At 63.5% G+C, this 26,031-nt stretch carries 22 protein-coding genes and 3 pseudogenes; 9 read left to right on the forward strand and 16 right to left on the reverse strand.

All coding sequences use genetic code 11. The annotated features are described in order from the left end of the window. Positions 1-62: 62 nt before the first annotated feature. Positions 63-794 (forward strand): CoA transferase subunit A, encoded by a 732-nt coding sequence (locus tag NX05_RS04735; RefSeq protein WP_039432265.1) that lies wholly within the window; start codon positions 63-65, stop codon positions 792-794. Continuing rightward, on the forward strand, positions 794-1,432 hold the full coding sequence (locus NX05_RS04740) for a CoA transferase subunit B (protein ID WP_010365618.1): 639 nt from the start codon (positions 794-796) through the stop codon (positions 1,430-1,432). Before NX05_RS04735 ends, NX05_RS04740 begins: the two co-directional genes overlap by 1 nt. 23 nt (positions 1,433-1,455) lie before the next feature. Here the strand turns inward: NX05_RS04740 and NX05_RS04745 are convergent, their stop codons facing one another. Together NX05_RS04745 and NX05_RS04750 are read right to left on the reverse strand one after the other, a co-directional pair. Continuing rightward, on the reverse strand, positions 1,456-4,191 hold the full coding sequence (locus NX05_RS04745) for a rhamnan synthesis F family protein (protein WP_080764493.1): 2,736 nt from the start codon (positions 4,189-4,191) through the stop codon (positions 1,456-1,458). A 109-nt stretch (positions 4,192-4,300) separates the two neighbouring features. Beyond that, the gene (locus NX05_RS04750; RefSeq protein ID WP_039432263.1) at positions 4,301-5,950 is read right to left on the reverse strand and encodes an electron transfer flavoprotein-ubiquinone oxidoreductase; all 1,650 of its coding nucleotides are present in this window, start codon (positions 5,948-5,950) and stop codon (positions 4,301-4,303) included. Between the two features lie 115 nt (positions 5,951-6,065). Between NX05_RS04750 and NX05_RS04755 the strand changes: the two genes are divergently transcribed. Beyond that, positions 6,066-6,671 (forward strand): alpha-ketoglutarate-dependent dioxygenase AlkB family protein, encoded by a 606-nt coding sequence (locus NX05_RS04755; RefSeq protein ID WP_039432262.1) that lies wholly within the window; start codon positions 6,066-6,068, stop codon positions 6,669-6,671. 549 nt (positions 6,672-7,220) lie between these two features. Here the strand turns inward: NX05_RS04755 and NX05_RS04760 are convergent. The 4 genes from NX05_RS04760 to NX05_RS04775 all read right to left on the reverse strand — a co-directional run bounded on the left by NX05_RS04760 (position 7,221) and on the right by NX05_RS04775 (position 10,948). After that, positions 7,221-7,865, reverse strand: a complete 645-nt coding sequence (locus NX05_RS04760; protein WP_010365606.1) for an ABC-type transport auxiliary lipoprotein family protein — start codon at positions 7,863-7,865, stop codon at positions 7,221-7,223. Then, positions 7,862-8,788 (reverse strand): MlaD family protein, encoded by a 927-nt coding sequence (locus tag NX05_RS04765; RefSeq protein ID WP_019300849.1) that lies wholly within the window; start codon positions 8,786-8,788, stop codon positions 7,862-7,864. Before NX05_RS04765 ends, NX05_RS04760 begins: the two co-directional genes overlap by 4 nt. Before the next feature lie 2 nt (positions 8,789-8,790). Further along, a complete protein-coding gene (locus tag NX05_RS04770) occupies positions 8,791-9,633 on the reverse strand; it encodes an ABC transporter ATP-binding protein (protein ID WP_039432259.1) in 843 nt (280 codons plus the stop codon). An 85-nt stretch (positions 9,634-9,718) separates the two neighbouring features. After that, complete coding sequence (locus NX05_RS04775) at positions 9,719-10,948, reverse strand: MlaE family ABC transporter permease (protein WP_172645690.1); 1,230 nt, start codon at positions 10,946-10,948, stop codon at positions 9,719-9,721. A gap of 51 nt (positions 10,949-10,999) precedes the next feature. Here NX05_RS04775 and NX05_RS04780 point away from each other — a divergent pair, with 51 nt between their 5' ends. Further along, positions 11,000-12,259: a threonine/serine exporter family protein gene (locus NX05_RS04780; protein ID WP_039432257.1), complete on the forward strand. Its 1,260-nt coding sequence runs from the start codon at positions 11,000-11,002 to the stop codon at positions 12,257-12,259. A gap of 59 nt (positions 12,260-12,318) precedes the next feature. Here the strand turns inward: NX05_RS04780 and NX05_RS04785 are convergent, their stop codons facing one another. The 3 genes from NX05_RS04785 to NX05_RS04795 form a co-directional block, all read right to left on the reverse strand. Continuing rightward, positions 12,319-12,777, reverse strand: coding sequence for an H-NS histone family protein (locus tag NX05_RS04785; protein ID WP_010365593.1), 459 nt, complete (start codon positions 12,775-12,777; stop codon positions 12,319-12,321). Positions 12,778-12,920: 143 nt separating this feature from the next. Then, the gene (locus NX05_RS04790) at positions 12,921-14,615 is read right to left on the reverse strand and encodes a proline--tRNA ligase (protein ID WP_039432254.1); all 1,695 of its coding nucleotides are present in this window, start codon (positions 14,613-14,615) and stop codon (positions 12,921-12,923) included. Positions 14,616-14,748: 133 nt separating this feature from the next. Continuing rightward, positions 14,749-15,150 (reverse strand): DUF4124 domain-containing protein, encoded by a 402-nt coding sequence (locus tag NX05_RS04795; protein ID WP_010365591.1) that lies wholly within the window; start codon positions 15,148-15,150, stop codon positions 14,749-14,751. 132 nt (positions 15,151-15,282) lie between these two features. On the opposite strand from NX05_RS04795, the gene pssA reads away from it, so the two are divergent. The 3 genes from pssA to rimI are packed head-to-tail and all read left to right on the forward strand — an operon-like array spanning position 15,283 to position 17,013. Then, complete coding sequence (gene pssA / locus NX05_RS04800; RefSeq protein ID WP_039432252.1) at positions 15,283-16,056, forward strand: CDP-diacylglycerol--serine O-phosphatidyltransferase; 774 nt, start codon at positions 15,283-15,285, stop codon at positions 16,054-16,056. A gap of 10 nt (positions 16,057-16,066) precedes the next feature. Then, positions 16,067-16,534: an alanine acetyltransferase gene (locus NX05_RS04805; RefSeq protein WP_039432250.1), complete on the forward strand. Its 468-nt coding sequence runs from the start codon at positions 16,067-16,069 to the stop codon at positions 16,532-16,534. Next, positions 16,531-17,013: a ribosomal protein S18-alanine N-acetyltransferase gene (gene rimI, locus NX05_RS04810; RefSeq protein ID WP_019768432.1), complete on the forward strand. Its 483-nt coding sequence runs from the start codon at positions 16,531-16,533 to the stop codon at positions 17,011-17,013. Before NX05_RS04805 ends, rimI begins: the two co-directional genes overlap by 4 nt. Positions 17,014-17,405: 392 nt before the next feature. On the opposite strand, the pseudogene NX05_RS04815 reads toward rimI, so the two are convergent. From NX05_RS04815 to NX05_RS04845, 7 genes and pseudogenes are all read right to left on the reverse strand, one after another. Continuing rightward, a pseudogene (locus NX05_RS04815) lies at positions 17,406-17,540 on the reverse strand (choline dehydrogenase); the annotation flags it as partial. A gap of 168 nt (positions 17,541-17,708) precedes the next feature. Then, positions 17,709-19,026 (reverse strand): annotated as a pseudogene (betB, locus tag NX05_RS04820) (betaine-aldehyde dehydrogenase); the annotation flags it as partial. Beyond that, positions 19,014-20,083 (reverse strand): annotated as a pseudogene (locus NX05_RS04825) (BCCT family transporter); the annotation flags it as partial. The pseudogenes betB and NX05_RS04825, both read right to left, overlap by 13 nt. Positions 20,084-20,216: 133 nt before the next feature. After that, positions 20,217-20,954 (reverse strand): endonuclease/exonuclease/phosphatase family protein, encoded by a 738-nt coding sequence (locus tag NX05_RS04830; RefSeq protein WP_010377815.1) that lies wholly within the window; start codon positions 20,952-20,954, stop codon positions 20,217-20,219. A gap of 49 nt (positions 20,955-21,003) precedes the next feature. Beyond that, entirely contained in the window at positions 21,004-21,819 is an 816-nt protein-coding gene (locus NX05_RS04835) for a thiol:disulfide interchange protein DsbA/DsbL (RefSeq protein WP_010377816.1), read from the reverse strand. Between the two features lie 91 nt (positions 21,820-21,910). Further along, complete coding sequence (locus tag NX05_RS04840) at positions 21,911-22,561, reverse strand: thiol:disulfide interchange protein DsbA/DsbL (protein ID WP_010365583.1); 651 nt, start codon at positions 22,559-22,561, stop codon at positions 21,911-21,913. Positions 22,562-22,655: 94 nt separating this feature from the next. After that, complete coding sequence (locus tag NX05_RS04845; protein ID WP_039432246.1) at positions 22,656-23,453, reverse strand: c-type cytochrome; 798 nt, start codon at positions 23,451-23,453, stop codon at positions 22,656-22,658. A gap of 144 nt (positions 23,454-23,597) precedes the next feature. Here NX05_RS04845 and yihA point away from each other — a divergent pair, with 144 nt between their 5' ends. After that, entirely contained in the window at positions 23,598-24,221 is a 624-nt protein-coding gene (gene yihA, locus NX05_RS04850; RefSeq protein ID WP_017112268.1) for a ribosome biogenesis GTP-binding protein YihA/YsxC, read from the forward strand. Positions 24,222-24,612: 391 nt separating this feature from the next. After that, positions 24,613-25,977 carry a glutamate--cysteine ligase gene (locus NX05_RS04855; RefSeq protein ID WP_010377823.1) on the forward strand — a complete coding sequence of 455 codons (1,365 nt, stop codon included), beginning with the start codon at positions 24,613-24,615 and terminating at the stop codon, positions 25,975-25,977. Positions 25,978-26,031 lie beyond the last annotated feature (54 nt).

Raw genomic sequence — 26,031 nt, forward strand, 5'->3', positions numbered from 1 at the left:
CCGGGGACAGGGAACAGTCAGCGGATAGAATGGGCGCTTCACATCAGCGGGTGAGGGCGGTGATGCGCAATGAAGTGAGCGATGGGGCAAGCGGCAAACGCTATGCCGATGCCAAAGCAGCGCTGGATGGGGTGCTGGCCGATGGTCAAACCCTGGCAGTGGGCGGCTTTGGGTTGTGTGGCATTCCGGAGGCATTGATTGCAGCCGTGCGCGACAGTGGGATCGGCGGTTTGACCGTGATCTCCAACAACGCTGGCGTCGACGGTTTCGGGCTTGGTCAATTATTGGCCACCCGGCAGATCCGCAAGATGATTTCGTCCTATGTGGGCGAAAACAAGGAGTTCGAGCGCCAATACCTGGCCGGCGAACTTGAGCTGGAGTTCAATCCGCAAGGCACCCTGGCCGAGCGTTTACGTGCGGCTGGGGCGGGCATTCCTGCGTTTTACACGGCCACTGGCTACGGCACGATTGTGGCCGAGGGCAAGGAAACGCGCGAATTCGACGGCAAGCACTATGTGCTGGAAACTGCGTTGCACGCCGATGTGGCGCTGGTCAAGGCATGGCGCGCCGATACCGCGGGCAATCTGGTGTTTCGCAAGACGGCGCGCAATTTCAATCCGGCCTGCGCCATGGCCGGGCGCGTGTGCATTGCCGAGGTGGAGGAAATCGTGGAGCTGGGCGTGATCGACCCGGATCAGGTGCATCTGCCCGGTATTTACGTGGACCGCCTGGTGCTCAACGCCTCGCCGGAAAAGCGCATCGAACAGCGCACCGTGCGCGAAGGACAGCAGTAATGGCCTGGACCAGAGACCAGATGGCCGCACGCGCGGCACGCGAACTGACCGATGGCGCTTGTGTCAACCTGGGCATCGGCTTGCCGACGCTGGTAGCCAATCACATCCCCGACGGTGTGGATGTGTGGCTGCAATCGGAGAACGGCCTGCTCGGCATTGGCCCGTTTCCTACCGAAGACGAGGTGGACGCAGACCTGATCAACGCAGGCAAACAGACCGTAACCGCGCGTGCGGGTGCCAGTTATTTCGGTAGCCACGATTCGTTCGCGATGATCCGTGGCGGGCATATCGACCTGGCCATTCTCGGCGCAATGCAGGTCACCGAGCGCGGTGACCTGGCCAACTGGATGGTGCCCGGCAAGATGGTCAAGGGCATGGGTGGCGCAATGGACCTGGTGGCCGGCGTCAAGCGCGTGGTAGTGCTGATGGAACACGTCGCCAAAGACGGCAGCCACAAGATCCTGCGCGAATGCGACCTGCCACTGACCGGCGTCGGCGTGGTGGATCGCATCATTACCGACCTGGCGGTGTTCGATGTCACTGCAGATGGGTTGGTGCTGGTCGAGGCTGCAGAAGGTGTGGCGCTGGAAGAGTTGCGCCAGAAGACCGGTGTGGAGATCTTGACGTCTCAGCCGTGAGGAGAAGCCGGATGGCCGTTGGGTCATCCGGCTTGAATCAATCCGCGTCCGGTAAAGCGATCGTCGAGTTGTAGGTCCGCCAACCATGGCGCCTGCCAGCGCGCGGAACCGACGCACTGCAGCGGGATCTGGATCGAAGCGCGGTCGAAGTCCAATAGATAGCTTTCGTCTTGGGTAACTCTGCAAACGTCTGCAATAAAAGCTAGCGCGCCTTCATGTACCTGCGCGAGTGTTGCCCATTGCGTTGGCGATAGCTCTGGATTGGCGTAGACCGCAGTTGGAACCTCGGAGGTGCTCGCGAAGTAGGAAAACTGCGGCGAGGGAGCTGTGAGTAGTGTTTCCAGCAGCAAATCGTGGCGCAGGATCGTCGATTGATCCGCATCACCTTCGGTACGTCCATCGAAGTAGCGGGCAGCAGCCCAGCTCTGATCAGTGATCTTTGTAGCACGCGCGTTCAATGCAAAATAAGCGCCACCCAGCGGCTGCCGGGTTAACCGTGCGAGGTTGGCCTGGATGCTGCCCGAATACCCTATGTCCGCCACCATGGCGGCGCAGTCACCCACGGTGGCTCTCCAGTACTGCAGGTAAGCCGTCCTTTCAGTTTCGGCAAGCGCCAGTAAGTCATTGATGACTGGGGCAATGAGTTCCACAAGCTCGGCGTGCATCTCCGGCAGATAAACATCGCGCTGCATCGCCGAGCGCCCTAGGCGACGTTCCAAAATATCTGCTGCAGCATCTCCCAGGCGCGCCTGTATCAAGTCACTCAGCGTTCCGGTGTAGGTGCTGTCTAGCACCAATGCAAGATCATCCGGTGCGTGCAATGAAGGTGTTCCGGTTCCCCGTCGCGATGCGAGCAGATACTTGCCGCGCAGCTGCGGTAATGAAGGACAAGCTTGCCTTACTAGCTGAAAGCCTTGCTCCAGAAGGTGGCCTTCTCGACTCAAAAATAAAATCGTTTTGATATTGCTTTGCTTTGCCGTGCGGATCAGCCAAGCGAGATAATCGAAGATCAACGGGCCGAGAACCACATAGCCAAGACATGCTGGGGAAAGAATCGGCATTGGCATCAAGGTCTCTGGTTGCCGGTCGGCAAGATCGGCGAACCGATTGGCCAGTAAGCCGAGCCACAACTGATCTTGCCACCGCGTTGCTGCAGCTGACGACGGTCTAAGCGGGCGCAACCCAGGAACTATATCCAATAACGCGGATGGTCGGATTACATGCACCGGTGTCAACAGATGGTGCATCTGTGGACGCTGAATGTCTCCGTGTTCATTGTCGCCGACATGTAGCCATTGTGAAGGGCTTATTTTCTCGATGTTCGGCAGCTCCCTCCAGGCACTGTCGGCATCCTTGCGCCAACCCGTCTCGCAGGAGACATACCAGGCGGCTGGCAGCGCGGTGACTTCGGTAGGAAGCACCTGCTTCAGCAACGTGCTGCCTAGATACATATCCGAAAGCGCAACGAGGCGGATGCCACGTTGTTGCAAGCCGGTGGCTGCTGCGATCACACCTTGCCGCGGTCGTAGCAAGCTGGCTTCTAGGGCCACTTCCAATGCCTGAAGTGCATCAATTGGAAGTCCCTTCGCATCGGGCAAGCCAGACAGTGTTGTGTAGATAGTTGAAAGGTCGACATCGCCGCCAGATTGATGTCGTGCTTTTGACTCGGCAAGTTCGCGGAGTTCAAGAAGATTTACGACCCCGAACTGACGAGCGACCAAGTGGGCAAGATAAGCGCGGGCGCCGGCAGCAAACAGGAACGGCCTCACTACCAACGTGTCGAAGATATCTAGCGAAACCAGTCGAGCCTGAAGAGAGGACAGTGTCAATCGCGTGGCGATCGGCGCTTCAAACGAAGCCTGCCAGTTGCGTTCACCTTCTCCGCTGAGTGACAGCGTACCGTCTTGCGGCAATATACCGATTCGATAATGCTGATGGCGCACGACAGCGACAAACATGCGCTCCATCGCGTGGTGCAGGGTGCCATCGATCTGTCCGTGCTCTTCCGGGAAGTCCTTGAGCTCCAGATTCAGCGCGTACAAAGGCCGCAGCGCGTCCACTTTCGCCCAAAACATCGAACCCGCTGGAAAGTCGATATATTCCGACGCATTGATGTCGAATCCGAGCCGCTGGGCCAGCGTGCGACACACCTCAAAATTACTAAGCCAGGTATGTGCCCAAAGAGGAACGCGTTCGTAACTCTCAGGGTAGAGCATGCCAAGGCGCGGCTCGGCCTGAAACATGCCAAGTTGCCAGGCGATGCGCTCCGCGCTGCCCATCAGGGAGGACACCAAATAGCGGCGCCACTGACCTTGCTCGCTGCCGGTGTATAGCGATTTCTTTGTGTGCAGATGGCCGACAACGTCCAAGGCCAGAATCTGCTCGCGGAACGTTACCAGCAGCGGCGCGATGTCACGGCCGCGATTGGGCACGATGCGGATATCTAGCTTCTCGATCCGCGGCAGCTTTGAAAAGCGATCACGCGCCTGGGCTTCGGCCGCGTTGTCCATCACAGAGACGAGCAGGTCATAGCCGACCGGCATCTGCTGGAGCGACTGTGCGAATTCTTCGATCAGGTCCGGATAAAAGACGTGGACCATCACGCCCACCTTTACCTGCAACTGCGCCGAAGGCACTGGCCTGCCAAATGGTGCTTGGTCCGCCAGGCGATGAGCTGCCGGCTGCTTGCGTCCAGCCAATCGAACTCGCTCTAGAAAGCCACGTATTCCCAGGGCACGGATCACCTTGAACGCGCGCATCGCAACCGCGGTGGCACCAGACAAGCCACCTCCATGGAGTTCTATCGAGCGGCGTGCCGCAGCCATGAATTTGGTGAGGCTGCCAGTCACGCGGTGCGCCATTCGTTGTTCACAGGTTCTGGTAGTTCGGGCCCGAACCACCCTCCGGTGTGACCCAGGTGATGATTTCATAGGGGTCTTTGATGTCGCAGGTCTTGCAGTGCACGCAGTTGGCGGCGTTGATCTGCAGACGCTTGCCCGAGGGGCTGGCGGCGTCTGCGACCATTTCGTAGACGTTGGCCGGGCAAAAGCGCGTGCAGGGGTTGTCGTATTCCGCTACGCAGCGGGTGGCGCACACGTCGGTGTCCAGCACCTTCAGATGCACCGGTTGGTCTTCATCGTGCTCGGTGGCGGCGAAATACACCGCTTGCAGGCGATCGCGCGGTGCGAGGTCGCGGGTGACGTAGTCGCGCTTGGGTTGTTCGTACTCGCCGAGCTTGTGCAGCGCCGACCAGTCGGGCTTGTTCTTCAGCGTCCACGGCGAGGCGCCTTTGAGCGCGGTTTCCCACGCCGCATTGAGCAGGCCGAACCACAGGCCCTTTTTGAAACCGGGCTTGATGTTGCGGACTTGCTTCAGCTCGGCCATGACCTCGGAGGCGCGCAGCTTGGCATCGAAGCCCTGCGGCGCCAGCTGCGATTGCACCAGGTGTTCGGCGGCCAGCATGCCGCTGCGGATCGCCTGGTGGGTGCCCTTGATCTTGGGCACATTGAGCAGACCGGCGGTGTCGCCAATGAGCAAGGCGCCGGGCATGTCCACTTTCGGCAGCGATTGCCAACCGCCGCTGACCAGTGCGCGTGCGCCGGCAGACAAGATGCTGCCGCCTTCCAGCAACGGCTTGATCATGGGGTGGTTCTTCCATTGCTGGAAGGCTTCCCAAGGCTGGTAGGCCGGGTCGCTGTAGTCCAGCCCGCTCACATAACCGAGCGCAATCTGGTTATTGTCCAGGTGATACACGAAGCTGCCGCCGTAGGTGCGGTTGTCGGCTGGCCAGCCGATGGTGTGCACGATCTTGCCCGGCGTGACGCGGCCTTCGGGCACCTGCCACAGCTCCTTGATGCCGATCGAATAGCCTTGCGGGTCGCTGTCGGCGGTGAGGTCGAAGCGCTTGAGCAGCTGCTTGGTCAGGTGACCACGCGCGCCTTCGGCAAGCACGGTGACCTTGGCGCGGATGTCGATGCCGGCGGTGTAGCCGGGCTTGTGTGAGCCGTCTTTTGCAATGCCCATGTCGCCGATGCGCACGCCCACCACCTGGCCGCTGTCGTCGTGCAGCGTCTCAGCGGCGGCGAAGCCAGGGTAGATCTCTACGCCCAGCGCTTCGGCCTGCGGCGCCAGCCAGGCGCACATCGCGCCCAGGCTGACAATGAAGTTGCCGTGGTTACGCATGCCCGGCGGAACCACCGGAAACTTGCGTGCGCTGTCCTTGCCGAGGAACCAGAATTCGTCGTCGGTGGCCGCCACGCAGATCGGCGGCGGGTTGTTACGCCAGCCTGGCAGCAGCGCATCCAGCGGGCCGGGCTCGATCACTGCACCAGACAGGATATGCGCGCCGATGGTGCTGGATTTTTCGATCACGCAGACGCTGATGTTCGGATCGAGCTGCTTGAGCCGGATCGCAAACGACAGCCCGGCCGGACCGGCACCGACGGTGACGACGTCGTATTCCATGACGTCACGCTCGACCGCCTCTGACGCGTGTGCGCCCACTCCCGCTTCCGACATTGCTCCGCTCCCGTTGGCTCGATGGCTGGTGCGCATTTTCCGGGATTGCATGTGACGGCGGCAAATCGGGTCGATTCATCCGCGCCATGCGGGGCTGCGTGCTAGCGTTTCCGGCATGAAGATTCGGGTGACATTGCCGGAAGCGGAGATCCACTGGTGGCGGGGTTGGCTGCCGCCCGTGCAGGCCGATGCGCTGATGCAGGCGCTGCTGGCGCAGGCGCAATGGGAGGTACACCGCATCCGGTTGTTCGGACGCATGGTGGATTCGCCGCGCCTGAGCAGCTGGATTGGCGAACCGGAGGCGAGCTATCGCTACTCGGGCACACGCTTCTCGCCACAGCCGTGGCTGGCCGTGCTGCAGCCAGTGCGTACGCGGCTGGAGGACGAGACCAGTTACCAGTTCAACAGCGTGTTGGTCAATCGCTACCGTAGTGGCAGCGATGCAATGGGCTGGCATAGCGATGACGAGCCGGAGTTGGGCGCGCAGCCGTTGATTGCTTCACTGAGCTTGGGCGCGACGCGACGTTTCGCATTCAAGCATCGCGACGATGCTGCGGTGAAGCAGGCGCTGGAGCTGGGCCACGGCGATCTGTTGTTGATGGGCGGCGATACCCAGCGGCACTACAAACACGCGTTGCCGCGCACCGCGAAGCCGGTCGGCGAGCGCATCAACCTAACTTTTCGTCAGATCGCGGTGCGCGTGCCCCAGCGAAGCAGCTAGCGACACGTAGCGCGCGCTTGCGTGTTGGTGAGTGCAGTCGTTTTGTCGGCGCCGCGGCTTGCGTGGGCGCAATCAGCAGCCCAGGTCAAAAACGATGAGTGGTTCACGTGCGCGGTGTCCTCACCGCTTGCGGAACACGCCGTGAGCTCATCCCTTGGAAGTCGATGGCGGCATCCATGCCGCCATCGAGCCCGCAAGCGGTGAGGACACCGCACCAGAAAGTTCATTGGTGATTTATTGAAGAGCGAGGGCGCCGCGCCCAGGCAGTCGACTGGCTGCTGTTTTGAACAGCGAGGAAACCGCGTCGCGCAGCCGCTGGCTGCTTTTTTGAAAGCTGTGCGCACCGATCATCTCAACTGGTCCTTGCTCGCCTACCGTGGCCGGACCCTTGGCGGCATGGATGCCGCCAAGGAGCCCACAGGGACGTACTTGCAGCGTGTCCCGCGATGGTGGGCGGGCAAGGGTCCTGCAGCCACGGCACCGATCAGCCGCTCTGCAGCAGACCGGCGTGAAGTCGTCTGTCAGCCGCTTTAAGTCTGTCGTTTTCGCTTACAACGAACGCGGCAAGTTCTGGCTGTCCTGCTGTCCGGTAGTCAATGTCCAGCCGACCAACTCGGTGGTGACCTGGTTTAGTGCCTGCTCGAACGCGACGGCGACTGCCGCAGTATCGGTGCCGGTGGATGGGCGTGCGACCAGGAAGGTGCGCGAGGCGACTACGCGCTGATCGGCCGAATGCAGCAGTTTGGCGTTGAGCTCGATCGTGGCCGAAGGCAGCGACTGGCCGGCGTAATCGGATTCGAAACGGCGCAGGTCGATCGCCAGTTTGTAGTCCGAGCGGATGCCGGTACCGATATGCGCCACCGCGGCGATCTTGCCGGAGTCCTCGAACGCGCGCACCACGCTGTCTTCCAGCATGTCGGTGGCTGGCTGCGCCCACCCTGCGCCTTGATATACCTGCAGCTCGCCAGGGGTTGGCCGCACATTGATGCGCGGGCTGTCGATGATGCGTGCGGCGCTGGGCTTGGCCACCACCAGCTGCCAGGTCACCTGCGGCCACGCCGGGTTCGGCGTCACTCGCACGGTGGGCGAATAGATCGTGGCCGGCTTCTGGTCGCCGCCGGTCAGGACCGAGCAGCCACCCAGCGCCAGCAACGAGACGCACAGCATGGGACGCAACAGGCGCATGGCAGTCATTTCGGTTCGAACTCCTTGGGTGCGTCGCGGCCGAGCAGGTAGCGCGCAGGGTTGTTGTCCAGTTTGTCGCTGACCCGGCGCAGATCGCGGATCAGCCCGCGCAACTCGGTCAGTGTCGGGCCGAGCTGGCCCAGCCCGTCGTTTGCAAAACTATTGATGGCCGCGCGGTTCTCGCCAAGGATGTTGTCGGCGTTGCCGGCGGCCGAGTCCAGCTTGACCAGGGTGGCATCGAGTTTTTCCAGAATGCCCGGCAGCTGCTGCACCAGGTTCTGATCCAGCCGCTTGATGGTGCCGTTGGTGGTGGTCAGGGTGGTGTCCAGATTACGCGCGGCATCGCGTGCGCTGACGATCAGCGCCTGCATGCCGTCATCGCGATCGGCAATGCCGCCGCTGATCTTTTCCAGGTTCTGCAAGGTGGCCGAAATGCTGGCCACGTTCTTGTCCGAGAGCATCTGGTCCATGCGCTCGACAATGCGGTTGGCGGTGTCGGTGATGTTCTGCAGCGCCGACGGGGTGGTCTGGATGATCGGCGCGTCGCTCTTGTCGATGGTGGTCAGCGCCGGCGCTTCGGGCGTGCCGCCGGAGAGCTGAATGATCGACGGGCCGGTCAGGCTGGTGATGGCCAGCTTGGCGCGGGTGTCGCTCTTGATCGGCGTGGTGGAGTTGACCCGTACGTGTGCGACCACTTGGCGCGGGTCGTTCGGTGCCAGGGTCAGTTCGGTGATCGAGCCCACCGCGATGCCGTTGTACTGCACCGGGCTACCGACCGACAGGCCCGTCACCGCCTCGCGGAACACCACCCGGTATTGCTGCCAGGTACGGTCGGAGGAGTACTTGGCGGCCCACAGCCCGAACAACAGCAGGGCCAGGCCGGCCACGATGGTGAAGGCGCCGATCAGGACGTAATTGGCTTTGGTTTCCATGCTCAGGCGGTCTCGGTGGAGTCGGTCTTGGCCGCGCGCGCGGCGCGGGCGCGCGGACCGTGGAAATATTCCTGGATCCAGGGGTGATCGATCTGCTCGACCTCTGACAGCGGCGCGTTGGCGATCACCTTGCGATCGGCCAGCACGGCGATGCGGTCGCAGATGGCGTACAGGGTATCCAGGTCGTGGGTGATCAGGAACACGGTCAGGCCGAGGGCTTGTTGCAAGGTGCGGATCAAACGGTCGAAGGCGGCCGCGCCGATCGGGTCCAGCCCGGCGGTGGGTTCGTCCAGAAACAGCAGCGGCGGGTCCAGCGCCAGCGCACGCGCCAACCCGGCGCGCTTGCGCATGCCGCCGGACAATTGCGATGGCAGCTTGTCCAACGCATCGGCGGGCAGGCCGGCCAGCTTGATCTTCAGCAGCGCCAGTTCGAAATACCAGCGTTCCGGGAACTCGCCGTGGTGTTCCTTCAACGGCACCTGGACGTTTTCGCCCACGGTCATCGACGAAAACAGTGCGCCATCCTGAAAAAGCACGCCGGTATTGCGGGTGATGTGCTGGCGGTCGGCGAACCGGCCCGAGCGCGCATCCGCGCCCAGCACATGGATGCTACCGGCATCTGGCTCACGCAGGCCCAGGATGCTGCGCATCAACACCGATTTGCCGGTGCCCGAACCGCCGACCACGCCGAGAATCTCGCCGCGGCGCACGTCCAGATCGAGGTCTTCGTGCACGGTCTGGCTACCGAAGCGGTTGGTGAGACCGCGCACGGAAATCGCCAACTGGTCGTTGTCGGCGTCAGTCTCTGGGCCGGGAGTGGGGCGTGGGGATTCGGGATTGGTCACGGCACCTTCCTCTCGAACACCAATGCAAGCGCCGCACTGCGGCTGTGCGCGAATCCCAAATCCCGAATGTCGAATCCCGGCTCCATCACCACCCCATCTTCATGAACCACAACGCCGCAATCGCGTCGAGGATGATGACCAAGGAAATCGTCTGCACCACCGACGAGGTGGTGCGTTCGCCCACCGATTGCGCGGTGCCAGTGACCTTCAATCCTTCCAGACAGCCGATCAGGCCGATCACCAGCGCAAACAACGGCGCCTTCGATAGCCCGACCAGGAAGTGCCGCAGCTGGATGGTGTCGTGCATGCGCGCCAGATACATCTGCGGGGGAATATCCAGATCGAACGCGCCCACGGTGACACCACCGGCCAGGCCGGCGATCATCGCGATGAAGGTCAGTAGAGGCAGGGTAAAGATCAGCGCAAGCAGGCGAGGGATCACCAGCAGGTCGATCGGGTCCAGGCCCAGGGTGCGAATCGCGTCCACTTCCTCGCGCGATTTCATCGCACCGATCTGCGCGGTAAAGGCGCTGGCGGTGCGGCCGGCCAGCACAATTGCCGTCAGCAGCACCGCAAATTCGCGCAGGAAGGCAATGCTGACCAGCTCCACCACATAAATTTCCGCGCCGAAGTCGCGCAGGATGGTCGAACCCAGGAACGCGATCACCGCGCCGACCAGATATGACAGCAGCACCACCAGCGGCACCGCATCCAGGCCCACCTGCTCCATGTGGTGCACGGTGGAGGTCAGCCGGAAGCGGCGCGGCTCGTGGATCAGCCGCATGATCTTGACCAGGTTTTCGCCCAGAAAACTGTTCAACTCCAGGATGTCCTGACCGACGCGGTGGGTGGCCCGACCCAGGCGGTCGAGCGCAGCGACAAAGCCGTAATCGCGTTTGGGCTTGGGGCGCTCGTCGTTGAGTTCCTCGATGGTGCACACCAGCGCCTGGTGCTCATCGCGGAAATCGATCGCGTCTTCCTTCAGGCCCATGCGGCTGGCAAAGCGCAGCAACTGCAGCACGCCGGCCGAATCCAACTGCTGGATGCCGCGCGCGTCGATGCGACGCACCCCGTCGGGCACGGTCTGCAGCAATTCTGCCTGGGGCAGGGCAGTCGCCAGTACCCAACTGCCAGCGAGGCGGAGCTGTGCCTGATCCTGCGAGTCTTGTTCGATGCGTGGAGGTTGCGGTTTGATCATGGGTGGCCTGTCCGTGGCGCCAGCATACATGGCCGGTGTGAGCGGCGGATGGGGGCGCTGCAGCAGTGGTGTGCCTGCGGCCATCAATGAGAACGCCGGCCACGCGCGCTGCGGCATACACTGACGGCCTCGCCGGAGACGGCGTTTCTCCGATCCGACCCGCCACGCATGTCCGCTGCCACCGTTGTCCTCCCGTCCGCCAGCGCCACCTACGCCCAGCGCGTTGCCTTCGTGTCCGAAATTGCCGGGCGCCTACATTCTTATGGAACCACCGCGCAGCGGCTGGAGGCGGCGGTGGTCGGACTGTCGCAGAAGCTGGGTCTGGATTGCGAGCCCTGGTCCAACCCCACCGGCATCATCATAAGCTTCAGTGACCCGACCAAGGCGATCGGCTCCAGTGACATCACCCGAGTGATTCGGCTGGCTCCGGGCGAGAACGATCTGTACAAGCTCAGCGTGGCCGACTACGTGGCCGACAGCGTGGCCAACGGGCGCATGAGCATCGCGCAGGGCCACACTGCATTGCGCCGGCTGGACCGCGAAGTGGACCGGCGCGGCAAGACCATGCAGGTACTGGCCTTCGGGCTGGCCGCAGCGGGCGTGGCCGGGCTGTGGAAGCTGCCATGGCTGGATATCGCCACGGCGGGGGCGATCGGCATGTCGATCGGCCTGCTCACCCAGTACACCGACAAACGCGCTGCCACCAAGGAAGCCGGCGAAGCGTTGGCCGGCCTGCTGGCCGGGGTGGTGGCGGCGCTGGTGGCCTCGTTGTTGGGGCCGTTGAACCTCAATACGGTGATCATTGCCTCGCTGGTGGTGCTGCTGCCAGGGATGTCATTGACCAATGCCTTCAACGAGCTGGCTAGCCAGCACTGGGTCTCCGGCACGGCGCGCCTGGCCGGTGCTGTCACTACGGTGCTCAAGCTGACGGTGGGTGCGGTCATCGCGGTGACGCTGACGCAGCTGGTTGGCTTACATCCCCAGGTGGCCGCGTTGCGGCCGCAGGCCGGTTGGGTGGAATGGGCGTCGTTAGTGGTGGCCGCTTATGCATTTGCAGTGTTGTTCAAAGCCAATCGACGCGATTATTTATGGATCATGGCGGCGGCGATGTTGGGTTATGTCATTGCGCGTTATGCGGGGCATGCCTGGGGCGGCCCTGCCGGGGTATTCGCCTCGGCGATGACATTGACCGCTGCGGGAAATCTATTCGGGCGCGTGGTGCACAAACCCGGTGCGCTGATCCGTTTGCCCGGCATCATCATGCTGGTTCCAGGAAGCGTCAGTTTGCGTGGCTTTTTGACCCTGGTGCAGCAACAGGATGTCAGCGTGGGACAAGCCGCACTATTGGCGGTGACCAATATCGTGATGGCATTGATGGCTGGATTGCTGTTCGGCAATCTACTCATTCCGGCGCGCAAGAATTTATGAGCGGGGGAAATGCCGCGCAATAAAAACGCCGGCAATGCCGGCGTTTTTATTGGTGTGAATCAAGCGGCCTTGGACTTCTTGGTGGCGCGCTTGGTGACTGCTTTACGCGGCGACGCCTTCTTTGCTGCCTTCTTGGCAGCGCCGACCTTGCTGATCAGAAAGTCTTCGACTTTCTTGCCGGCGGCGGTCAGTTCGGCCAGCCAGCGCGGCTGCTTGCCACGGCCAGTCCAGGTTTCCTGGGTGTTGGCGGGGTTGCGATACTTCGGCGGCACCTTACCCAGCTTGCGGCCGGCACGCGGGCCCGGCTTGGCGGCACCGGCCGGACGGCCCGGGCCAGCAGTAGCGGAGGCGCCAAACAATTCCTCGATGGAATAACCCTGGGCTTTTGCGGCGCGGGTCAGCTGCGTGCGGACCTTGGCGATCGGCGCGCGCTTGGCAACCACGGTCTGCTGCTTCTTTGCATTTTTAATCAGGGCAGCCAACTGCTTGGCCGACAGGCCACTAAGATCGATCGACATCACTACTCCAGAAGATGAGAGAGAAAGACTGCCGGTCCGTGGCAGCGGTGGCCATCATAATGTGAGAAAACCGGTGTGACAAATGCGCCGAAATAATTCGACGCTTTGTGTTCATCCGTTTCAAGCCGATGCCCGGGGTTTGATCAATGCCCCAGACGGGAGAATAACCCGGCTCTATCCAGGTTTTCTGCGGCATCGGCGGTACGGGCGCGATATTCAAATGTGCCGGCCGCCAATCCGCGTTCCGAGACCACCACCCGATGCGGAATGCCAAGCAGTTCCATATCGGCGAACATCGCGCCCGGGCGCAGTCCGCGGTCGTCCAGGGCGGCATCCAGGCCGGCGGCGATCAATTCGTCCAGCAAGGCCTGGGCCGCGGCCACAACGTTGGCGTCCTGCTTGGGATTGATCACGCAGACCACCACCTGCCACGGCGCCATCGACGCGGGCCAGATGATGCCGGCCTCGTCATGGTTCTGTTCGATCGCCGCCGCCACGATGCGCGAAATGCCGATGCCATAGCAGCCCATTTTCATCACCGCCGCCTTGCCGCCTTCGTCGATGACGGTGGCTTGCAGCGCCTGCGCGTATTGGCTGCCAAGCTGGAACACATGGCCCACCTCGATGCCGCGGGCCAGGCGCAGTTCGCCGCCATCGGCCGCGCGCTCGCCTTCGACCACGTTGCGTACATCGGCCACGGTCTCCGGTTCGGGCAGGTCGCGGCCCCAGTTGACGCCGACCAGATGCGCGCCGGACGCATTCGCACCGACTACGAAATCTGCCAGTGCCGCAACATCGCGGTCGGCCACCACGCGCACCGGGCGCGCGGTGTTCACCGGTCCCAGGAAGCCCGGCTCGCAGCCGAGGTGCTCGCGGATTTCGGTTTCGTTGGCCAGGCGGTAGCCGGCCAGCCCGGGCACCTTGGCCAGCTTGATCTCGTTGACCGCATGGTCGCCACGCACCAGCACCAGCACAAAGCCGGCTTCGGTCATCACCGCCACCGACTTGACCGTGCGCTGTAGCGCGATACCGAGCAACTGGGCGACGTCCTCGCAGGTCTTCTGTGTAGGCGTTGCCACCTGCTGCATCGCTTGGCTTGCGTCGGCGCGCGGAGCAGGCAGGGCGGCGCTGGCGGTTTCCACATTGGCGGCGTAATCGGAAGCAGTGGAGAACGCCAGCGAGTCTTCGCCGGAGTCGGCGATGACGTGGAATTCCTGTGACGCATCGCCGCCGATGGCGCCCGAATCGGCCTGCACGGCGCGGAAATCCAGTCCCAGGCGGGTGAAGATGCGGGTGTAAGCGGCGCGCATGTTGTCGTATTCGCGCGCCATGTCCTCATCGGTGAGATGGAACGAGTAGGCGTCCTTCATCAGGAATTCGCGCGCACGCATCACGCCGAAGCGCGGGCGGATCTCATCGCGGAATTTGGTCTGGATCTGATAGAAATTCAGCGGCAGCTGCTTGTAGCTGTTGATTTCCTGGCGCGCGAATTCAGCGGCGGCCTCTTCGGCGGTAGGGCTGTAGCAGAACTCCTGCTCCTTGCGGTCCTTGATCTTGAGCAACTGGCCGCCGAACTTTTCCCAACGGCCGGTGGCATCCCACAGCTCGCGCGGCTGGATGGTGGGGAACAGCACTTCCACTGCGCCAGCGCGGTTCATCTCTTCACGCACGATGGCTTCGACCTTGCGCAGCACGCGCAGGCCCAGCGGCGACCAGGTGTACAGCCCGGAGGCCAGCTTGCGGATCATGCCCGCGCGCAGCATCAGACGGTGGCTGACCAGCTCGGCGTCGGCCGGGGTTTCCTTGGTGGTGTGCAGGTGGAACTGGGAAAGACGCATCGGGCTTCGCTTGGGCGGAAAGCCCATAGTTTGCCAGTCTCGCGCCCTGCCGGTCATTGCCGGACTACTTCGAGCCGCCGCCGCCGCCGCCGCCGCGCTGCGGCGGCGATCGCTGAGTGGCGGAGAGCGTGGCTCAGGTGGCTGGGTTACCTGGGGCGGTAGGCTTGCAATAGGCCTTAACGGCAGCCTCGGATAGGTTTCGCTGGGCGATGCGGGCCTCCGCATCCAGCGGCGCGGCTGGCTTGCCGTCAACGCCGGCACCCATCGTGACCTCGCCTTTGCTGTTAAGCAGCTCCAAATTTCGGCGTGCGCTGGCGCAGTCGGGCGATTCGGGCGTGGCGGCGTCTGCCGTGGAAGTTGCGGCGGTGCCGCTACGCGCATCGATTCGGCGCGCTTCATAGCGCTGGCCGGTCGGTGGCGGGGTCTCGGTGTAGTGGGTCACGCCCTTGGCGTCCTTCCACTTATAAAGATCGGTCGCGCCGGCGGCGGCACTGACCAGCATCAACAGGGCGCAAAGCCCGGACGACAATTGCATGTGGCTTCCCTTGGATGATTCCCGCCGCGATTGCAGCATCCACGGCCGGCGCTGGCAAGTGATCGGGCGCGCAGGGTGCTGAACCAGCAGGCGCGCTACCGCCGGACGGACCTCAGGCCCTACACTTGGCGGATGGATGAGATGAGACCGCCCCCGCGCTCGCGCACGATTTACCTGCTGCCGAACCTGTTTACCACCGCCGGGCTGTTTTCCGGTTTTTACGCCATCATCGCCGCCGCCAATGGGCAGTTCGTCCAGGCCGCCATGGCGGTGTTCGTGGCTGCGGTGATGGATGGGCTGGATGGCCGGGTTGCGCGCCTGACCAATACCAGCAGCGAATTCGGCGTGCAGTACGACTCGCTGGCCGATCTGGTCAGCTTCGGCATGGCCCCGGCGCTGGTGATGTACCACTGGTCGCTGTCGGCGCTGAAGTACGACAGCAGTGTGATGGGCCGGGTCGGTTGGTCGGCTGCCTTTCTCTACGCGGCCTGCGCGGCGCTGCGGCTGGCGCGCTTCAACACCCAGGTGGGCGTGGTCGACAAACGCTGGTTCATTGGCCTGGCCAGCCCCGCGGCGGCTGGGCTGATGATGTCGTTCGTCTGGGCGTTCGCTGACGACAGCCTGGGGTTCGATGGCGAGCAGCTGCGCTATGTGGCGCTGGCGATTACGGTGATGTCGGCGTTGCTGATGGTCAGCCGGATCCGCTTCTGGAGCTTCAAGGGCGGTGCGCGTGGTCCGCGTGCCGACCGCGTGCCGTTCCTGGCATTGGCGATCGCCACAGTGGTCATCGCGCTGCTGGTGATCGACTTGGCGCGCTCGTTTCTGGTGATCGGCGTGCTGTACGCCTTGTCCGGCCCGCTGATGTGGCTGTGGCGACGGTGGCGGCGCGCGCCCGAGCTGCCATGAGCGCGTTTTCGTGAGCGACGCGGCGTCCGAGCCGATATGGTCCGATCTGCAGGTGTCGTATCTGCAGGCGTTGGGGCACACGGTGTATCTGGATCGCGATGCGGTCGATGCGTTACCTGCAGCTGTCGAAGTTGCCGAGCGCGCAGAGATGGCCGCACCTGCGCGCGTGGAGCGTGCTCCGCAGTCTGCACTTGTCAATGCGCCCGTCGCGCGGCGCAGCGCAACTTCTGCACCTGCCGAAGCGCCACGTGCGCCTAGCACCGCGCCGGCAGCGGCGCCGCAACGGCGTAGCCGCGCCGGCATGCCGGATCGTCTGCAGATGGCCTTGTTGCGCGCGTCCGGTTGCAATCCGGGCGATCCCGCGACTCAGGCCTTGATGGCGTCCTGGCCGCTGGCAGAACTGCGCGGCAATCCGGCCGCCAAGCGCGCGCTGTGGCCGCAGCTGCGCGCGCTGCGGCGGCGCCGGGACCCGGCGTGAGCGCATTGAACGCGCCGCAACCCACCTCGCTGCGCGCAATGCGCGAGAGCGACCTGGATGCGGTGATGGAGATCGAGCTCCGCGCCTATCCGTTTCCGTGGACGCGCAACATCTTTCGCGACTGTCTGCAGGCCGGCTATCCCGGCTGGGTGATGGAGCAGGGCGGCCGGGTCATCGGCTATGGCGTGATCAGCATCGCCGCCGACGAGGCACACGTGCTCAACGTCTGCATCGCACCGGAAGCGCAATCGCAAGGCCACGGCCGCGTGTTGCTGCGCGCGTTGATCAAGGGCGCCTGCGATCGCGGCGCGCGGCGCGCGTTTCTGGAAGTACGCCCGTCCAATCCATCCGCGATTGCGCTGTATCACTCCGAAGGCTTTAACGAAATTGGCCGGCGCCCACGCTACTACCCCTCCAGCACCGGGCGCGAAGATGCGTTGGTGATGGCGATCGAGTTGTTTTTCGAAGGATTCTCCTGAGCGAACGTAGTCGTCGTTGAGGATGCGACTGGTTGTTGCTGCGATGCGAGGTTGGTTGGCTGCCGACGATGATTGTTGTGGATGAGCTTTGGCGGGTGCCGACGCGACTGCCGGCCTGCATCTGTGCGATCGGCTTGACTTGTATCGCGCTACCAAGCGCAGTTGAGCGAAGCCGGTGTAATCGCCGCGCCCTTTATCGTATGCCGCTATCAGCCTTGAGGACTCTTCAACATTCAGCGCGGCCCGCAAGGGCATGCAGTGCTGTGCTGTTTGACGGCGGACGCGCAGTCTAGTGGCGATGGAGTTCGGCAGCAGGTTTCTGGTTCCCTCAACATCGATAAACACGCTGCCCTCATTGGCGAGGGAAGCGTGGCCTCGATCAGTTAGAGACATCACCCGCGCACCGGTGCATCGCCAGCGATGTAGTAATCGGCGGCGCTAGGCGGCAACGGGGCGCGACCGTGCATGCGGTCGGCGATTTTCTCGGCAATCGTGATGGTGGTGGCGTTGAGGTTGCCGATGATGATGTAGTCGTATTCGTGTTGCATGGTGGTCTCCTGATGCGGTGACGGTGCGATGGCAATCAAGGCGCATGGCAGATCGAAAGGGAGTGGTCCGGAAAGTGCGAGCGGCGTGCATGCGCTCGCCGCGGTCGTGGTGCACCTCCAGCGCTTGCCTGCGCCAGCTGGCCGCCGTCAGAACACCGACGCGTAACGTTCCAGTTCCACCTGGATCGATTTGGTGCGTGTGTAGGCTTGCAAGGTCGCCAGACCGTTCTCGCGGCCCACGCCCGATTGCTTGTAGCCGCCCACCGGCATCGGTGCCGGCGACTCGCCCCAGGTATTGATCCAGCAGATGCCGGCCTCCAGCCGATGGATCAGCCGATGCGCGCGTGCCAGATCCGGGGTAACCACGCTCGCAGCCAGCCCATAGGTGGTGGCATTGGCGGGTGATTGCTTCGTCTTCATCGTCGTAGGTGAGCAGACTCAAGACCGGCCCGAAGATTTCTTCGCGCACGATGGTCATCACGTCGGTGCAGTCGCTGAAGATGGTCGGCGCTACGTGATAGCCCTGTGCCAACGCACCATCGCGCAGCCGCTCGCCGCCGCACAGCAAACGCGCGCCTTCGGCCTTGCCCTGTTCGATATGGTCCAGCACGCGCTGCATATGCGCGACGCTGACCAGCGGGCCGAAGGTGGTGCGCTCATCGAGCGGGTCGCCGATGTGGATGCGCTGCACGAGTGCCAGCAGGCGCGCTTCGAATGCGTTGCGCAAGGCACGCGGCACGAACACGCGAGTACCGTTGGGGCACACCTGCCTGGAGCTGTAGAAGTTGGCCATCATGGCGATGTCCGCGGCCAGGTCCAGGTCGGCATCGGCGCAGACAATCAGCGGCGACTTGCCGCCCAGCTCCATGGCCACGTTTTTCAGCGACGAACTCGATGCGCTGGCCATCACTTTGCGGCCGGTGGCGGTGCCGCCCGTAAAGCTGACCTTTTCGATCTGCGGATGTTCGGTCAGCGCGCTGCCCACGCTGGCGCCATCGCCAGGCAATACGCTAAACACGCCATCGGGCAAGCCGGCCTCGGTGAACATTTCTGCCAACGTCAGCGCAGTAAGCGGGGTGACTTCGCTGGGCTTGAAGATAATCGCGTTACCGGCGGCCAGCGCCGGTGCCGCCTTCCATAGCGCAATCTGGATGGGGTAATTCCACGCACCGATCGCGCCTACAACGCCCAGTGGTTCGTGGCGGGTGTAGAAGAAGCTGCCTTCGCGCAGCGGCACCTGCACGCCCTGCAGCGCCTGCGCAACGCCGGCGTAGTACTCCAGCACGTCAGCACCGGTGACGATATCGACGCTGCGTGTTTCGCTCAATGGCTTACCGGTATTAAGTGTTTCCAGCCCGGCTAACGCATCGTTGCGCTCGCGCAGCAAGGCCACTGCGCGCAACAAAGTGCGCGAACGCTCTACCGTGGTGAGCGCAGCCCACTGCTGCTGGCCGGCCTTTGCAGCACGCCCAGTACGAATTCGCGAATGGTGCGGCCGCGCGCGATGCGTGCAACGAAAAGTCCCACAAAAGGCGCCCAGCCGATCCACCAGGCCCAATAGAACACCGTCCAGTTGCCCTGCCAATCGGCACGGCCGCCATAGGCGTACACGTCGAAACTTTTGTTGACCACGCTGCCGAGATAGTCACCCAGGTTCTGCATCAGCGCATTGAGCAGGTACTGCGTTGGGCCGGCAAACAGCATCAACAACAACAGCGCAATCGCCAGCACCATGTTGATGTCCGACATCCAGTGCACGCCTTTTTAACGCCGGAGACCGCCACACAATGGCCGCGCCCATCATCGCCACGATCAGTGCCACCTGCACCCAATGCGTATGCGGCACATCCATCAAAGTGCTCAGGCCGGCGTTTAAATGCAGCACGCCAAAGCCCATATCCGCGCCCAGGCCGAAGACGGTGGCCACGATGCCCAGCGCATCCACGGTATAGCCGATCGGCCCGTTGATGCGTTTGCCGATCAGTGGATACAACGCCGAGCGCAACGCAAGCGGCAAGTTATGGCGTAAGGCGAAATACGCCAAGGCCATGGCAGCCAGCGCGAACACGCCCCAGCCATGCAGGCCCCAATGCAGGAACAGCACCTGCATCGCCTGACGCGCGGATGCCTCGCCACTGCCGGTACCGCCCTGCGGCGGTTGCAGATAATGCGTCAGCGGTTCGGAGACGCAGAAGAACAGCGTGATGCTGATGCCGGCCGCGAACAGCATGCCGGCCTAGGAGAGGTAGCTGAATTCCGGTTCGTCGTGATCGGCGCCGAGCTTGATGTTGCCGAAGCTGGACAAGGCCGTGGCGAGTACAAACACAAGATACAACGTCATCGCCAGCAGGCAGTACCAGCCAACATTGCGCGACGCCCAGATCTGCGCATCGAGCAGGACACCTCCTGATTCGAGCGGAAACAGCGACACCAGCAAGGCAAACGTGCACACGACCGTGGCTGCCAGCACGAACACCGGGCAGTGTGCGTACCGGCAACGTGTTTGGCGCTGTCGCACTCATGGCGACGCACTCATACGATGCGTATCACGTGCTGTGCTCCCAACGAAAAGCCGCCTGCGTGATCGCACAGGCGGTGCGAGGGGTGTCAGCGGTCGAGTTCGCCAATACGAACCCATGTCACTTTTCTGGTTATTTAACGCAGCAATTGCCGTGGCACGCGGATATCCATGCCCACCGCGAGATGATCTGAAAACGCAGCAGGAATCGCCTCGGTATGTTCGATCACCAGACTGTCGCTGACCAGAATGTGGTCGATCGCCCGGTCCGGACGCCAGCTGGGAAAGGTGTGTACTTCGCAGCTCGGCGGTTGCAGACGAGTATGGCGATAGAGCGACTGCATTTCCGGTCGATCGGCCATGCAATTGAAATCGCCCATCAACATCGCGTTGGGATGGTCGGACAACAGTTCGGCGATGAAGGCCAGCTGGGCCATGCGCGAGTTCGCGCCCAGCGACAGATGCGCCACCGCCACGGCCAAACCATCGCGGCCTTCGCCGAATTTGGCCAGCAGGATGCCGCGTCCGCCGATGCGGCCGGGCAGGGCGTGATCCTGCACTTCCACCGGTTCCAGCTTGCTCAGCAAACCATTCGCACTGGAGGCCACCCCGCCCATGCGGCGGTTGGGTTGATGGCTCCAGTAATCGAAGCCGGCGCGCTCGGCCAGATAGTGGGTCTGGTTGGTGAAGCCCGAGCGCAAGCTGCCGGGGTCGGCCTCCTGCAAGCCGACGATGTCGCGTTCGCCGACCAGCTTGGCGATGCTGTCCAGGCTGGTGCGCTTGCTGCCCAGCGGCAATGCGTGCGACCAGCTGCGCGTCACATAGTCGCTGTAACGGCGGGTGCTGGAGCCGGCCTGGATATTGGCGGTCAGCACCCGCAGGGTGCGCGATTCCGAAGCGTTCACGACGTTGCGTTCGCTCGACTCACTTGGCCAGCGTGGCACGTTCGCGCGCGATCAGGTGATCGGCAATGCGCAGCATGTCCGGGAAGCTCTGGCCCTTGACCAGGTACTTGCCGTTGATGATCAGCGACGGCGTGCCGGTGATCTTGCTGCGGGTGGCGAACTGCTTGGCGCGGTTGGTCTTGGCCGAGACGCCGAAGCTGCTCATGGTGTCGATGAAGGTCTTCTGGTCCACGCCGTACTTGGCGTAGAACGCAGCGATGTCCTGCACCGAATCCTTGCCGCGCTCGCCCTTGAGGGTCTGGTCGACATGGATGGCCTTGTACAGCGCTTCGTGGGTCTTTTCCTGCACGCCCAGTGTTTCGGCGGCATAGAAGGCACGGCCGTAGTCATCCCACGGGCCGCCGAACATGGCCGGCACATAGACGAAATGCACGTCCGAGGGCAGGCCGGCCTTCCACGGCCCGATCAGCGGCTGGAACGCATTGCAGGCGGGGCAGACATAGCCGAAGACTTCGGCCACTTCGATCTTGCCGGCGGCTTGCTGATACGGCTGGCCACCGTCGATGTCCAGATAATCTGTGCCGGCGACCGGCTCCGGGCCATTCGGCGCGCGCGGCGCAGCGCTGGGCGCGGCAGACGGCGGAGTGGTGGCGCTTTCGCCGACTGCAGGCGGGGCGGCGGGATCTGCGGCCGGGGCAGCGGCAGCAGGCGTGGGCGCCGTTTCGGCAGCTGGGGTGGTGGCGGCAGGTGCGGTATCGGACGAGCCGTCCTGCGCCTTGCAGGCGACCAGGATCGGCAACAGCGCCATCAGCGTCAGGGCGAAGCGGGTCTTCATCGGATTGGATCTCCAGCGTGGGGCGAGAAAAGGGCCGGACGGCCGCGGGGCGCATGATGCCACGCGCGGCCGTCGCTGGCGGTTATGCGGTTCAGCGCCTGGCTGGCGCCGCGTGCTCGCGGGCGATCAAATAGTCGGCAATGCGCAGCATGTCCGGGTAATTGCGCGCGCCGATCAGGTAGCGGCCGTTGACGATGATCGCCGGCGTCCCGGGAATCTTGCTGCGCAGCGCGAACTCGCGTGCGGCCTTGAGCTTGGCATCCACCGCCTCACTTTTGTAGGTCTCGATGAAGCGCTGCTGCGGGATGCCGTAATTGGCGTAGAACGCGGCCAGTTCTTCCGGCGCCACGTTCTGGGTGGGCACGGTCTGCTTTTCATGGATGGCGTCGAACATGGCGCGATGGCTGCGCTTGGCCACGCCCAGCATGTCGGCGGCGAAGTAGGCACGCGCAAACGCGTCCCAGAAGCCGCCAAAGGCGGCCGGCACCGGGGTGAAGCGCACATACGACGGTTGCTTGGCCACCCAGGCTTCCAGTACCGGCTCGAAATGCGCGCAGTGCGGGCAGGTGTAGCCGAAGACTTCGGTCACTTCGACCTTGCCGGCCAGCGGCGCGTACGGCTGGCCGCCGTCGATCAGGGTGTAGTCCTCACCTTCGAGCGGCGCGGCTTTTTTATCGGCGGCACAGGCCACCAGTGGCAACAGGAACAACACCAGCAGGGGCAGACGGGAAAGCAATTTCATGCGGGCTCCGTGGGGGCAAGGGGAAGGGCGGGAAATGACAACGCCGGTCACGGGACCGGCGTCGTGAAGCGGTGTGGCAACGGCAGGTGTCAGCTTACGAGCGTGCGGGTGCTCCGGCAGGCGGCTGCGCCGCTGCAGCATCGTCGGCACGATCATGCAGGCCCTGCAGATAGCTGGCCAGCGCCTGGATCTCCTGCTCGGTCAGCGGATGCGCCACCTGCGCCATGATATTGAACAGCGCCGGATTGCGCTCCTGGGTGGTGCCGGCCTGGTATTCCTTCAGGCGCCGCGCCACGTACTCGGCGTGCTGGCCGCCCAGACGCGGATAGGCCGGGCCCGGATTGCCGCCGCCGGCCGGCCCATGGCAGGCCATGCAGGCCGGCACGCCGCGCGCGATATCGCCACCGCGGTAGAGCTTCTCGCCGACCTCGTAGAACTTCATGCCCTGGTAGGGGCCCTCGGCAATCGCCGCGTCGTCGGCGACACCAGAGGAGGCCTTCTGGGTCGCGAAATAAGCGCCCAGGTCGCGCATGTCCTGCGCGGTGAGGTCCTTGACGAACGGCACCATCACCGCCGACATGCCGGTATTGCGCTCGCCGCTGGCAATCAATGCCACCTGATGCGCAACGTAGCGCTCGGTTTGCCCGGCAATGCGTGGGTACATCGCCACCGCCGGATTGCCGTCCGGGCCGTGGCAGGCCGCACACGCGGCGGCTTTGGTCTGGCCGGCCTTGGCATTGCCCCAGGTGGTCTTGGCCAGGTCTACCTCCAGCGGCGCAACGCGCACCGGCGGCGGATCGGGGATCGGCGTGACCGCCGATTGCGCAAACGCCACGGCCGCAATGACCGGTACGGCAAGAGCGGCGAGGACTAGCACACGAGCATGGCGCATCAGCTAAAGCTCCGTATGGACCCGGCCCGCGCGCGTTGGGTACTGGCAGTGGCAGGCGTGCTTCGATTATCGACACGCCTTTGCGCCAGGGTCAACGCACAGTGCAGCAAAACTGCCAGGCCCCGAACGTGCGATCCTAGGGGGATGTCGCTCCTTATCGAACAAGCCCGTTACCACCTGTCCGCCCATAACGCTCGGCAATTGCCCAACGATGGCGGCTTCGAGGTGGCCTTCGCCGGCCGCTCCAATGCCGGAAAATCCAGCGCGCTCAATGCGCTGACCCGCCAGAACTCGCTGGCGCGCGTGTCCAAGACACCCGGCCGCACCCAGCAGCTGGTGTTCTTCCAGATCCAGCCCGAGCGCTACCTGGTGGACCTGCCCGGCTACGGCTACGCCAAGGTGCCGCAGGACCTGCAGGCGCACTGGCAGGCTTTCATCGACCGCTATTTCCGCACCCGCGAAGCCTTGCGCGGATTGGTGGTGGTGATGGATATCCGCCACCCTCTGAAGGATTACGACCTGCAGATGCTCGGTTATGCGGCCGAACGCGGCCTGCCCGCACACGGGTTGCTGACCAAGGCCGACAAGCTCGGGCGTGGCCAGCAGATGCAGACCTTGCAGAAGGTCAAGAAGGAAGTGACCTCGCGCTTCGGCGACAGCGTGACCGTGCAGACCTACTCCGGCGAATCGCGCCAGGGTGTGGACGAACTGCGCGGTATCGTCGGTGGTTGGCTGGGCCTGGATGTGGAAACCACCGCGGCGGAATGATGCCGTGCAACACGATTGTCTGACGCGGGTGGATGCCCAGCGCGTCGTCATGGCGGCAGACTTCGGTCTGCCGTTGTCATTTCCACCAGCAGTGATCGGTGGCTCGCATGCGGAGCGATGCGCGGCCTGACCATTGGGTAGGGCGAGCATGACAATGCTTGCGGTGATGATCGGGCTGTGCAAGCGGATGCTGGCGCTGCGGAACGCGTAGCCCGCTCAGGTTGACCCGGATCACGCCATCGTCGCGATCGATGCCGGGCATGCATTGATGGAAATGTCATGCCCCGCGGGTGTCGCCAATCCTTTCGCGTCGGGCGGGTATAGTGCGGGCCTTGCGGTGGCTGGGGAGTATCCCCACATCGTCCCACCCCTTTCGTTTGCGAGCCTGCCCTTGTCGAGTCCCAGCCACGTTGCCGAAACGCCTATCACCGAACGCGCGGAGTTGGTCCAGGTGCTGGCCTCTGGCGAGAAGCCGAGTGCGGACTGGCGGATCGGCACCGAGCACGAGAAGTTCGGCTTCCAGTTGGATGACCTGCGCGCGCCCACTTTTGAAGGCGCACGCGGCATCGAGGCCTTGCTGACCGGGCTGACCCGTTTTGGCTGGGAGCCGGTGCAGGAAAACGGCAACACCATCGCGCTGCTGCGCGACGGCGCGTCGGTAACGCTGGAACCAGCCGGGCAGCTGGAGCTCTCCGGCGCTGCGGTGGAAACCCTGCATCACACCTGCGTGGAAACCGGCACCCATCTGGACGAAGTGGCGCAGGTCGCCGGCGAGTTGCAGCTGGGGTTTCTGGGCATGGGCTTCCAGCCCAAGTGGCGTCGCGATGAGATGCCGTGGATGCCCAAGGGTCGCTACCAGATCATGAAGAACTATATGCCCAAGGTCGGCTCGCTTGGCCTGGACATGATGACGCGCACCTGCACGGTGCAGGTCAACCTGGATTACGCCACCGAAGCGGACATGGTGAAGAAGTTTCGCGTGTCGCTGGCGTTGCAGCCGATCGCTACCGCGTTGTTCGCCGATTCGCCGTTCACCGAAGGCAAGCCGAACGGCTACCTGAGCTACCGCTCGCACATCTGGACCGATACCGATGCCGATCGCACCGGCATGCTGGATTTCGTGTTCGAAGACGGCTTCAGTTACGAGCGCTACGTCGATTATCTGCTCGATGTGCCGATGTATTTTTCCTACCGCGATGGCGTGTACCACGACGCCAGCGGGCAGAGCTTCCGCGATTTCATGCAGGGCAAGCTGCCGGCGCTGCCGGGCGCGTTGCCGACGCTGCGCGACTGGTCTGACCACATGACCACCGCGTTTCCGGAAGTGCGGTTGAAGAAGTATCTGGAAATGCGCGGTGCCGATGCAGGCCCGTGGGATCGCCTGTGCGCGTTGTCGGCGTTCTGGGTGGGCCTGTTGTACGACCAGACCGCACTGGATGCGGCCTGGGACTTGGTCAAGGATTTCAGCCCGACCGAGCGGCATGCGCTGCGCGACGGCGTGCCCAAGCACGCGTTGGGCTTGCCGTTCCGCAACGGCACGGCGCGCGATCTGGCAGTGGAAGCGGTCAACATCGCCCGCGAAGGCCTGCGTCGCCGTGCACGCCTGAACCGCGATGGGCAGGACGAAACCGGTTTTCTGGATGTGATCGCCGAGATCGCCGAAAGCGGCGTCACGGCGGCCGAACGCAAGCTGGCGCTGTATCACGGCGCATGGAACGGCGATATCGACCGCGTGTTCCGCGAGTTCGCTTACTGAGATGTGCTCGTCGCCGAGCCAGATGCCGTGGCGGGCGATGCGAGTGCCAGCGTC

The organism is Xanthomonas vasicola, from assembly GCF_000772705.2.
In the GTDB taxonomy this organism is placed as follows: Bacteria; Pseudomonadota; Gammaproteobacteria; order Xanthomonadales; family Xanthomonadaceae; genus Xanthomonas; species Xanthomonas vasicola.

What these genes read in the sequence shown, in the direction of transcription:
- NX05_RS04735 (WP_039432265.1), top strand. Translation starts at nt 63, where the DNA reads ATGCGCAATGAAGTGAGCGATGGGGCAAGCGGCAAACGCTATGCCGAT.
- NX05_RS04740 (WP_010365618.1), top strand. Translation starts at nt 794, where the DNA reads ATGGCCTGGACCAGAGACCAGATGGCCGCACGCGCGGCACGCGAACTG.
- NX05_RS04745 (WP_080764493.1), bottom strand. Translation starts at nt 4,191, where the DNA reads ATGCGCGCGTTCAAGGTGATCCGTGCCCTGGGAATACGTGGCTTTCTA.
- NX05_RS04750 (WP_039432263.1), bottom strand. Translation starts at nt 5,950, where the DNA reads ATGTCGGAAGCGGGAGTGGGCGCACACGCGTCAGAGGCGGTCGAGCGT.
- NX05_RS04755 (WP_039432262.1), top strand. Translation starts at nt 6,066, where the DNA reads ATGAAGATTCGGGTGACATTGCCGGAAGCGGAGATCCACTGGTGGCGG.
- NX05_RS04760 (WP_010365606.1), bottom strand. Translation starts at nt 7,865, where the DNA reads ATGACTGCCATGCGCCTGTTGCGTCCCATGCTGTGCGTCTCGTTGCTG.
- NX05_RS04765 (WP_019300849.1), bottom strand. Translation starts at nt 8,788, where the DNA reads ATGGAAACCAAAGCCAATTACGTCCTGATCGGCGCCTTCACCATCGTG.
- NX05_RS04775 (WP_172645690.1), bottom strand. Translation starts at nt 10,948, where the DNA reads ATGCCGCAGCGCGCGTGGCCGGCGTTCTCATTGATGGCCGCAGGCACA.
- NX05_RS04780 (WP_039432257.1), top strand. Translation starts at nt 11,000, where the DNA reads ATGTCCGCTGCCACCGTTGTCCTCCCGTCCGCCAGCGCCACCTACGCC.
- NX05_RS04785 (WP_010365593.1), bottom strand. Translation starts at nt 12,777, where the DNA reads ATGTCGATCGATCTTAGTGGCCTGTCGGCCAAGCAGTTGGCTGCCCTG.
- NX05_RS04790 (WP_039432254.1), bottom strand. Translation starts at nt 14,615, where the DNA reads ATGCGTCTTTCCCAGTTCCACCTGCACACCACCAAGGAAACCCCGGCC.
- NX05_RS04795 (WP_010365591.1), bottom strand. Translation starts at nt 15,150, where the DNA reads ATGCAATTGTCGTCCGGGCTTTGCGCCCTGTTGATGCTGGTCAGTGCC.
- pssA (WP_039432252.1), top strand. Translation starts at nt 15,283, where the DNA reads ATGGATGAGATGAGACCGCCCCCGCGCTCGCGCACGATTTACCTGCTG.
- NX05_RS04835 (WP_010377816.1), bottom strand. Translation starts at nt 21,819, where the DNA reads ATGAAGACCCGCTTCGCCCTGACGCTGATGGCGCTGTTGCCGATCCTG.
- NX05_RS04840 (WP_010365583.1), bottom strand. Translation starts at nt 22,561, where the DNA reads ATGAAATTGCTTTCCCGTCTGCCCCTGCTGGTGTTGTTCCTGTTGCCA.
- NX05_RS04845 (WP_039432246.1), bottom strand. Translation starts at nt 23,453, where the DNA reads ATGCGCCATGCTCGTGTGCTAGTCCTCGCCGCTCTTGCCGTACCGGTC.
- yihA (WP_017112268.1), top strand. Translation starts at nt 23,598, where the DNA reads ATGTCGCTCCTTATCGAACAAGCCCGTTACCACCTGTCCGCCCATAAC.